Annotated in this window: 9 protein-coding genes; all 9 read right to left on the bottom strand. The window is 64.9% G+C overall.

Annotated features, from left to right (window positions below; all coding sequences use genetic code 11):
- Positions 1-228: glyceraldehyde 3-phosphate dehydrogenase NAD-binding domain-containing protein (locus WAN02_RS08290; protein WP_422263673.1), on the bottom strand; the 228-nt coding region annotated here is incomplete at its 3' end.
- Between the two features lie 122 nt (positions 229-350).
- Entirely contained in the window at positions 351-2084 is a 1734-nt protein-coding gene (locus tag WAN02_RS08285; RefSeq protein WP_422263672.1) for a DUF3556 domain-containing protein, read from the bottom strand.
- A 76-nt stretch (positions 2085-2160) separates the two neighbouring features.
- Positions 2161-3138 (bottom strand): DNA-binding protein WhiA, encoded by a 978-nt coding sequence (gene whiA / locus WAN02_RS08280; RefSeq protein ID WP_422263675.1) that lies wholly within the window; start codon positions 3136-3138, stop codon positions 2161-2163.
- Positions 3135-4196 carry a uridine diphosphate-N-acetylglucosamine-binding protein YvcK gene (gene yvcK / locus WAN02_RS08275; protein WP_422263671.1) on the bottom strand — a complete coding sequence of 354 codons (1062 nt, stop codon included), beginning with the start codon at positions 4194-4196 and terminating at the stop codon, positions 3135-3137. Before yvcK ends, whiA begins: the two co-directional genes overlap by 4 nt.
- Entirely contained in the window at positions 4193-5119 is a 927-nt protein-coding gene (gene rapZ / locus WAN02_RS08270) for an RNase adapter RapZ (protein ID WP_422263674.1), read from the bottom strand. Before rapZ ends, yvcK begins: the two co-directional genes overlap by 4 nt.
- A gap of 11 nt (positions 5120-5130) precedes the next feature.
- Entirely contained in the window at positions 5131-7110 is a 1980-nt protein-coding gene (gene uvrC, locus WAN02_RS08265) for an excinuclease ABC subunit UvrC (RefSeq protein WP_422263670.1), read from the bottom strand.
- A gap of 101 nt (positions 7111-7211) precedes the next feature.
- Entirely contained in the window at positions 7212-7682 is a 471-nt protein-coding gene (locus tag WAN02_RS08260; protein WP_422263669.1) for a PH domain-containing protein, read from the bottom strand.
- The gene (gene ribH, locus WAN02_RS08255; RefSeq protein WP_422263668.1) at positions 7679-8158 is read right to left on the bottom strand and encodes a 6,7-dimethyl-8-ribityllumazine synthase; all 480 of its coding nucleotides are present in this window, start codon (positions 8156-8158) and stop codon (positions 7679-7681) included. The genes WAN02_RS08260 and ribH overlap by 4 nt, the downstream gene beginning before the upstream one ends.
- 16 nt (positions 8159-8174) lie before the next feature.
- Complete coding sequence (locus WAN02_RS08250) at positions 8175-9452, bottom strand: bifunctional 3,4-dihydroxy-2-butanone-4-phosphate synthase/GTP cyclohydrolase II (RefSeq protein WP_422263667.1); 1278 nt, start codon at positions 9450-9452, stop codon at positions 8175-8177.
- Positions 9453-9778 lie beyond the last annotated feature (326 nt).

Here is a 9778-nt window from a genome sequence, read left to right as displayed (position 1 = left end):
GTCGCCGACGACGATGGTGTCCTCGCCTTCCAGGCTGACGTCGAACGGCAGCCGGCCGAGGATCGAGTCGAATTTCAGCAGGTGCGCCAATGTCGCGTTATCGGTCAGGTCGTTTGCCGCGACCAACTCGATCTCGGTATCGGCACCCGCGGCCTGCTGCTCCAGCAAGGCCCGGTAGAAGTTGCGTCCAATTCGGCCGAAGCCGTTGATGCCTACCCGGACCGTCACGTGTCTCTCCTTCGTGGCTGACGAAATGCTCGCCGCCAGCCTAGTAGCTGCGGGAATGCGGAGCGAATTCGGTGGTTCAGGTCACTCCGATCGCGCCGCCGGGCCGACCACCTCCTCAGTGGTCATACCGGGTGGACAGGCAACTCGTCATCGGCTTCGGGCCAGGGCTGGCGGGCCAGCATGTCGTCGACGGACACGTAGCCTTCTTCGATCAATCCGGTCTTCGCGTCGACAATGCGGTACCACTGTTTCTTCGTCTGAATCGGTTGACCTTCCAGGATGATCACCCGCAGATCACCCTCGTCCAACTGGCAGCGCCGTTGGACCGCCTGCACCAACTGCTCGTTATGTAGGTGGCCTTCGCCGAAATTCCAGCCGATCAGCGGCCCGGCGACGGTTTCGCCCTCGCGCAGCACGTAATCCGACTCGTTCTCCAGCGCCCTCGGCAGCAGTCCGTTGAGCGCACGGCCGTGGACGTGCATCGACCGGAAGGCTCGGGCTTTGTCGCTGATGATCTCGGCGGTGGCCGGGCCGTAGAGCCTGGCAACCTGTTTGGCGGTCAGCGCCGAGCTCTTGATGACGTTGGAGTCGATCTTGTCCTCAACGCCGTCGCGGAAACACCACACACTCGACGCCCAGTTGCCTGCGTAGTAGCGCAATGCCGGCAGGAACGAAATCTGTTCTGGGAACATGTTTCCGACAATCGGAATCACCAGAAGGGCTGCCAACAGCATCGCCAGCAGCAACGGTGAACTGAGTTCGTAGATCGAGATGCTGCCGTAGTGCCCGAACAGGTAGAACAGCGAGAAGATGAAAAAGATGTTCCACTCCAGCGGAACTCCCATCGGGAGGTTGGAAATGATGTTGAGGTGGAAGACCACCATGAAGGCGATCAATGCCCATCGCCACGGCTGACCGCCGGCGACGAAGACCAGCACTCCCGGAACGATCAGTTCCGCTGTGGTGCCACCGACGTGGGCCATCACCTTGGGTATCCAGGTGGGACGCAAGTCGTTGACCGGGTCACGATAAAGCCGGCGCTTCAACCAGTTGAATGCTTTACCGCGCAGCAGCGCGTTGTTGCTCGTCATTGCCGCCACCACATAGGGAAAATGGTGATTCATTTTCGACGTCGCGGCACCCCACCACAGCCCGAGCATGACGATCTTGAAGGCGGCGATCTGATCGGTAAACGGAAAGAAGAACACCAGGAGTTTCAGCCAGTAGTGCTCGCCGCGGGCGGCCAGGAAGATCGTTTTGTCGCGCAGCCCCAGCAGCGCCAGCGCGACGATCAGCGGCACCACCAGAACGGGATCGATCAGACCGAGATCGCCGCCCCCCGTGACTGATCCGCCATGGCCAGGCGCCAACAGCGCCCATACGCCGGACGCCAAAATGACTACGTACAAGCCGACATCGAAAATACTGCGGGTGTCGCCGCTGGTGAACGGAACCTCGTGCGGCCAGGGCGGGAGACGAATTGTTCTGGGCCGCAACCAATACAAGAAGCCGCCGATCGGAGGCCAGAACCGCGCGGTGAGCGGGCCTGACCCGCAGCCCAACCCCAACACCTCGAACAGCAGCGTGAAAATGATGAGCTTCTGGTACACGATCGGCTGGGTCCACCAGGTCTCGATATCTCCCAGTCCGCCCAGACCCGGGGTCAGCGAAATGACCGCGGCGGCACCTGCGGCGTAGGCAGCCATCTTGAACAGGTAGAGCAGATAGATCGCCGACGGCGCGCCGAAACCGTGCTCCACCCAATGCCGGGTGACCACCTGCATCCTGTCGGCGGCCGGCAGCGTATGCCAGGTTTCGGGGTCGACGTCTGGAAGGTCCGGGGTGATGAATCCCATGACGGCCTCGTTTCAGGTGTGCCACCGTTGGCGAAAACAATGTAACGGCATCACCACGCCCGCGCGGCAAACCGGCTCAGGCGTCTTCCATCAGGTCCGGGGTCACCGCCGATTCGGTATCGGGAATACCATCGACCTTCGCCTTACGGTCGGCCATCGACAGCAGTCGCCGAATACGGCCCGCCACAGCATCTTTCGTCATCGGCGGGTCAGCCAGCCGGCCCAATTCCTCCAGGGAGGCCTGCCGGTGCTCGATGCGTAACTTGCCCGCCGCAGCCAAATGATCGGGCACGGTGCCGGCTAGTATTTCCAGCGCCCGTTCGACCCGGGCGGCCGCGGCCACCGCGGCGCGCGCCGAACGGCGCAGATTCGCGTCGTCGAAATTCGCCAGACGATTCGCCGTCGCTCGGACCTCGCGGCGCATCCGCCGCTCCTCCCAGACCAACCGGGTCTCCTGGGCGCCCATCCGGGTCAGCAGGGCACCGATGGCCTCGCCATCACGGACCACCACCCGGTCGGCGCCGCGCACCTCACGCGCTTTGGCACTGATTCCCAGCCGCCGTGCCGCGCCCACCAAGGCCAGTGCCGCCTCTGGGCCGGGGCAGCTGACCTCCAGCGCCGAGGACCGGCCCGGCTCGGTCAGCGAACCGTGCGCCAGGAACGCTCCACGCCACGCGGCTTCAGCGTCGCCGATGCTGCCGCCGACGACCTGCGCGGGCAAGCCGCGCACCGGCCGACCACGCAGATCGAGCAGCCCGGTCTGGCGGGCCAGCGCCTCGCCATCGTTGGCAACCCGCAACACGTAACGAGTCGTCTTGCGGATTCCGCTGGCGGACAACACATGCACGACCGCGTTGTAGCCGTACAGGTCGAAGATGTCCTTACGCAGCCGTCGCGCGATGCTGCCCAAATCCACCTCGGCTTCGACGACCACACGGCCGGCCACGATGTGCAGACCGCCCGCGAACCGCAGCAGTGAGGTCACCTCGGCACGCCTCGCGCTCACCGCGGTCACCACCAGGCGGCTCAACTCGTCCTTGACTTCGGCCGTCATCGCCACGCGTCGTCACCCCTTGGTCCGTTGCGACCCGGTCTATCTTCCCCGGTTTGCTGACGTTCCTGCTCGACCGCCATCGCGTCGGTGGACGTCGCAGACGGCGGCTGACCCAAGTCGCGCACGCTCACTCCGTCCAGCGCCGCGGCCAGCTTGCCCGGGTCATGTAAAGGTGTACCAGGCCGGGCCACATCCGCGAACTGAACCTGGGCATCTAGCAGGGTTGCCGTGCGCCGCAGTTGCTCGCGCTCCCGTTCACTGGGCACCCGTTCGGCGTCGATGATCACGTCGTGCACAGTGAACCCTGGGGCGTGCTGAGCGAGTACATGCAGATGACGTTCGACCGAGAAACCCGCCGTCTCCCCCGGCTCGGCGACCAGGTTGAGCACCAGTGCGCGCCGGGCCGTCGTCGCCTGCAGCGCCGCGGCCAGCCCCGGTACCAGTACATGGGGGATCACGCTGGTGAACCACGAGCCGGGTCCCAACACCACCAAATCGGCCGACATGATCGCGTCGACGGCCTGCCGGGTGGCCGGCGGATCACCGGGCAGCAGCCGCACGCGGCGCACCTTTCCCGGCGTCGTGGCAATCGCCACCTGACCACGGATCGCCCGGAACATCCGTGGGTCGGTCTCCAGACCGGAGACGTCAGCCTCGATCTGCAACGCGATCGGGCACATCGGCAGCACCCGGCCCCGCACACCCAGAATCCGGCCGAGTTCATCGAGCGCGGCCACCGGATCGGCGAGCACCTCATTGAGGCCGGCCAGCAGCAGATTACCGATCGGATGCCCCGAGAGCGCACCGCTGCCGCCGAACCGATGCTGCATGATCGTCGCCCACAGTCGGCCGTGCGGGCTGTCAGAAGCTAAGGCGGCCAATGCCATTCGCAGGTCGCCCGGAGGCACCACGTCGAGTTCGCTGCGCAGCCTTCCCGACGAGCCGCCATCATCTGCGACTGTCACGACCGCTGTCACGTGCGGCGTCAGTCGCCGGGCAGCCGACAGCGTCGCATACAAACCGTGTCCTCCGCCGAGGGCGACAATCCGCAGGCTCATTCGCGGCCCAGATCCCGGTGCAAGACCCGCACCGTCAGCTGCTTGTCGGACTCGAGCAGCTGAGCTAACGCCTCGGCGATGGCGACGCTGCGGTGTTTGCCGCCGGTGCAGCCAATCGCCACGGTCATATAGCGCTTCCCCTCCCTGCTGTAGCCGTCGATAATCAGGGATAGCAACCGATGGTAGGTCTCCAGGAACTCCGCCGCTCCGGTCTGGCCGAGCACATAGTCGCGAACGGCGGGGTGTTGACCGGTGTGCGGCCGTAAGTCGTCAATCCAATGCGGGTTGGGCAGGAAGCGGACGTCCATCACGGTGTCGGCGTCCATCGGCAGACCGTATTTGAAGCCGAAGGACTCCACTGTGACGCTGGTCTGCGCGACGGTCTCGCCACCGAAGGCCCGTTCGATGCTTTCCCGCAACTCACGCACCGACAGCGTCGAGGTGTCGATGATCAGGTCGGCCGTCGCGCGGACCGGAGCGAGCATCTCGCGCTCGGCGCTAATGCCCTCGGCCAGTGTCTGCTCGCCCTGCAGTGGATGGCTGCGGCGGTTCTGCTCGTAGCGGCGCACCAACATGTCGTCGGAGGCCTCCATGAACAGCACCCGCGGCGTGATGTCGCGAGTGGCCAGGTCGTTACGCACCCAGTCCAGGTCACCCGTGAATCCGCGGGAACGGACGTCCATCACGATGGCCAGCTGCGTGATCCGGGATCCCGCGTCCAGCCCGAGGTCGACCATCCGGGTAATCAGTTGAGGCGGCAGGTTGTCGGCGACATACCAGCCAAGGTCTTCGAGGACCTTGGCGGCGGTACCCCGCCCGGCACCCGACAAACCGGTGACCAGAACGACGTCGATGCCGGATTCATTTGTGCCACCGTGATTGTCGGCGTGTTCCAGCGACCCAGTCTGATTCGCCCCGTCCATCCCCTCGCCCGTCATCCTGATGCCCGTTCAGCGATCCGGTCTTGCGCTCCGGCATCCGATCCGGCAGCCCCGCCTCGCAGCGCGTCGAGCACGGCGGTCGCAGTCGCGACCCCGATGCCCGGAACGGAAGTGATCTCGTCGACCGTAGCCTCCCTGAGGCGGGCCAGTGACCCGAAATGCGCAACCAATGCCTTGCGGCGATGCTCGCCCAGACCCGGCACCGCATCCAGCGCGGACGCGGTCATCCGCTTGGATCGCTTGCTGCGGTGGTAGTTGATGGCGAACCGGTGGGCCTCGTCGCGCACCCGCTGCAGCAGGTACAAACCCTCGCTGTTGCGCGGCATGATGATCGGATCGGGCTCCGAGGGTACCCACACCTCTTCGAGTCGCTTGGCCAGGCCGATCACCGCGACGTCGGTGACACCCAGTTCGTCGAGGACGGCGCTGGCCGCGTTCACCTGTGGAGCACCGCCGTCGACGACATACAGATTGGGCGGATAGGCGAATCGACGTGACTTACCCTCCGGTGAAAGGATTTTCGGATCCTCTTGATCTTGGATGTGCCGCACGAAGCGACGACGGGTCACTTCGGCGATCGACGCGACGTCGTCGGAACGTCCGTGGCCGGCCGCTTCCCGGATCGCGAAGTGGCGGTAATCGGACTTACGGGGCAGCCCGTCTTCGAACACCACCAGCGACCCGACCACATCGGTTCCCTGGACGTGGCTGATGTCTACACACTCGATGCGCAGCGGCGCGTGGGCCAAACCCAACGCCTCTTGAATATTCTGCAGCGCAGCAGATCTGGCGGTGAAGTCGCCGGCACGCTTCAGCTTGTGCTGCTGCAAGGCTTCTTTGGCGTTGCGCTGCACGGTTTCGGCCAAGGCCCGCTTGTCACCTCGCCGCGGAACCCGCAAGTTCACTCGTGAGCCGCGCAACCCGGACAGCCAGGTGGTCAACTCCTCGGCATTGGGCGGCAAGCATGGCACCAGCACCTCGCGAGGCACCGGGTTGGCGGATTCGTCGGCGGCACCGTCGAGTTCGGCCTGGTCGCCATAGAACTGCGTCAGGAATTGCTCGACCAATTGTGCTTCACCGGAATCACCTGGATCGCCGGGCTTTTCGACGATCCAGCCGCGCTGCCCGCGAACCCGCCCGCCGCGGACGTGGAACACCTGAACCGCGGCTTCCAGGTCGTCGTCTGCGAAAGCAACGACGTCGGCGTCGGTGCCGTCGCCGAGGACGACGGCCTGCTTCTCCAGGGCCCGCTTCAGCGCGCCGAGGTCGTCGCGCAGTCTTGCGGCGCGCTCGAAATCCAGATTTTCTGACGCGGCGTGCATCTGCTGTTCGAGGCCACGGGCGAATCTGTCGGTCTTGCCGGACAGGAAATCGCAGAAGTCCAGCACGATCTGGCGATGCTGCTCGGCGCTCACCCGCCCGATGCATGGCGCCGAGCATTTGTCGATATAACCCAGTAGGCACGGCCGGTCGATTTGGTTGTGCCGCTTGAATACTCCCGCCGAACATGTGCGAGCCGGAAAGACTCGGGTCAGCAGGTCCAGGGTCTCCCGGATCGCCCAGGCATGCGAGTAGGGCCCGAAGTAGCGGACACCCTTTCGGCGTGGGCCCCGATAGACCATCAGGCGGGGGTACTCCTCGTTGAGGGTGACCGCAAGCACGGGATAGGACTTGTCGTCGCGATAGCGGACGTTGAACCGAGGGTCGAATTCCTTGATCCAGTTGTATTCCAGCTGCAGCGCCTCGACCTCGGTGTTGACCACCGTCCACTCCACCTTGGCGGCGGTGGTCACCATCTGCCGGGTGCGTGGATGCAGGCTCGCGATATCGGCGAAGTACGACGTCAATCGACTGCGCAGGCTCTTGGCCTTGCCGACGTAGATCACTCGTCCGTGCTGATCCCGGAAGCGGTATACGCCGGGCTCGACCGGGATGGACCCGGGAGCGGGGCGGTAGGACGCGGGATCAGCCACGGTATCTAAGGCTAGTCCGGTGGGCCGACGCCGCGACTGTGAAGCTAGCTTCACCCTCGGCGCCCAATGTGCGGCTGGCTTCACATTCGGCGAGAAGTGGCTTAATGCGACGCCAGGTCGGGCCGGTAGCGGGCCAGCAGATTCCGGACGGTGTCCATCGCGGCCACGGCGCGGTCCTTGTCGACCGATTGGATGGCCATCAGCGGGATGTATTCGTCGTCGGGCAGATCGATTCGCGCCCAGCGTGCGCCGACCGGAAAAGAGACTCCGACCACGTCGTCCCACGGCACCAACCGATCGCTGAGCACATTGCGCACGGACAGCCCGGTGGCGCCCACCCGCAGCCGTGGCCGGGCGAACAGCAGCACGAGCCCGGCAAGCACCAAACCCAGCCCCGCCATCGCGATCTGGTCGGAGGTCTGGAAGATGACGCCGGTGGACCCGATCTTGAGTAGGAGCCCGATCACCACGTGCGCTGCGACAAGGACGAACGCCGCGGCGTAGGCGACATACGGGGTCAGGTGGGGCCGCAGCTGCACATCCCAGGTGGCCTGGTCGGGCTTGGCGGTCACGACTTTTCGCGCAGATGGCGCAGGGTGAGCGCGGTGCTCAGCGCCGCAGCCGTCGCCTGGCCACCGTTGTCCTCAGCCGAGTCCGGCAGCCCCGCGCGGTCCAGGGCCTGCGCCTCGTTGTTGGTGGTCAGCACACCGTTGGCCACCGGGGTGGATTCGTCCAGCGAGACCCGCGTCAGCCCTTGAGTGACCGCGTCGCATACATAATCGAAATGCGGTGTCTCCCCTCGGATTACCACACCCAGCGCGACGACAGCGTCGTGGTTACGGGCCACGGCCTGCGCGACGACCGGAATCTCGATCGCGCCGCGAACCCGGACAATCGTCGGGTCATTGACGCCCCACTCGTCGGCGATTCTCTGGGCGCCGGCCAGCAATGCGTCACATATCTGCTTGTGCCACGTGCTGACCACGATCGCCAGTGTGAGTGCGGAAGCGTCCTGCGACGCGATGTCGGGTACACCGGCACCGCTCATACGCGCGGATCCTGGGTCACAGCGCACCACCGAATTCGCCTGGCAGATGAATGGATTCGTGATAATCGTCCAGCCCGGCGAGGTCATGACCCATCCGGTCGCGCTTGGTCATCAGATACCGGATGTTCTCGGCATTGGCGCGCACCGGCAACGGCACCCGCTCGATGATGTGCAGTCCGTAGCCATCCAAGCCGACCCGCTTGGCGGGGTTATTGGTCAGCAGCCGCATCGAACGCACCCCGAGGTCGACCAGGATCTGGGCCCCGGTGCCGTAGTCCCGTGCGTCGGCGGGCAATCCGAGCTTGAGGTTGGCGTCCACGGTGTCGTCGCCGGCGTCCTGCAGCTGATAGGCCTGCAGCTTGTGCATCAGCCCGATGCCGCGACCTTCATGGCCGCGCATGTAGAGCACCACACCGCGGCCCTCGCGCGCGACCAGCGCCATCGCGGCGTCCAGTTGCGGACCGCAGTCGCAGCGGCGTGAACCGAACACGTCGCCGGTCAGGCATTCGGAGTGCACGCGGACCAGCACGTCGTCGCCGTCGTAGTTGGGTCCGGCAATCTCGCCGCGGACCAACGCCACGTGCTCGACGTCCTCATAAATGCTGGAGTATCCGACCGCCCGAAATTCGCCGTGCCGGGTCGGGATGCGAGCTTCAGCGATCCGCTCGATGTGCTTCTCGTGCTTGCGGCGGTATTCGATCAGGTCGGCGATAGCGATCAGCGCCAGACCGTGCTCGTCGGCAAAGACCCGCAGCTCGTCGGTCTGCGCCATCGCGCCTTCGTCCTTTTGGCTGACGACTTCGCAGATCGCGCCGGCCGGCGACAGTCCGGCCATCCGGGCCAGGTCGACAGCGGCCTCGGTGTGACCGGGCCGCCGCAACACGCCACCGTCCTTGGCGCGCAACGGAACTACGTGACCGGGCCGGGTGAAATCGTTCGCCACGCTGTCCGGATCGGCAAGCAATCGCATCGTCGTTGCGCGGTCTGATGCCGAAATACCAGTTCCCACACCATGCTTCGCGTCGACAGTGACGGTATAAGCGGTGCCGTGTTTGTCTTGGTTGACCGCGTACATCGGCAGTAGTCCAAGCCGGTCGCAGATATCGCCATCCAGTGGCACGCACAGGTATCCCGATGTGTAGCGGACCATGAAGGCGACCAACTCCGGGGTGGCCTTCTCGGCCGCAAAGATGAGGTCTCCCTCGTTCTCCCGATCCTCGTCATCCACGACGACGACAGCCTTGCCGGCCGCGATGTCGGCGATCGCGCGCTCGACCGAGTCCAACCTCGTCATCGCAGCCACCTCGTAAGAAAATTCCGCCCGAAGTCCTCAGGCGTTGGTTCCAGTATGAACCACCACGTCGGCTTGGTTATTGCCACTGCTCACTGAGCGGGCACGTTCGTCACAGCGATTCACCGCGAGCACATGCGCAAACGGTCCGCAGAGGCTTCTCGTAGCTGATTCATAGCTTAGCTATTTAGCGTTCAGTACGTCGGGGGGCAAGCGTCCACTGCATATCCAAGTAGACAGGTGAACGACCATGAAACTGAAGCAACTGATGGCCGGAGCGACCATTGCCGGCGCCCTTGGAGCGGCCGCGTTGGGCGTGGGGGCCGGTG

This window comes from Mycobacterium sp. (assembly GCF_049281135.1).
Taxonomy (GTDB): Bacteria; Actinomycetota; Actinomycetes; order Mycobacteriales; family Mycobacteriaceae; genus Mycobacterium.
The sequence above is the reverse complement of the archived record's forward strand: the minus strand, read 5'-3'. Positions and strand labels throughout refer to the sequence as shown.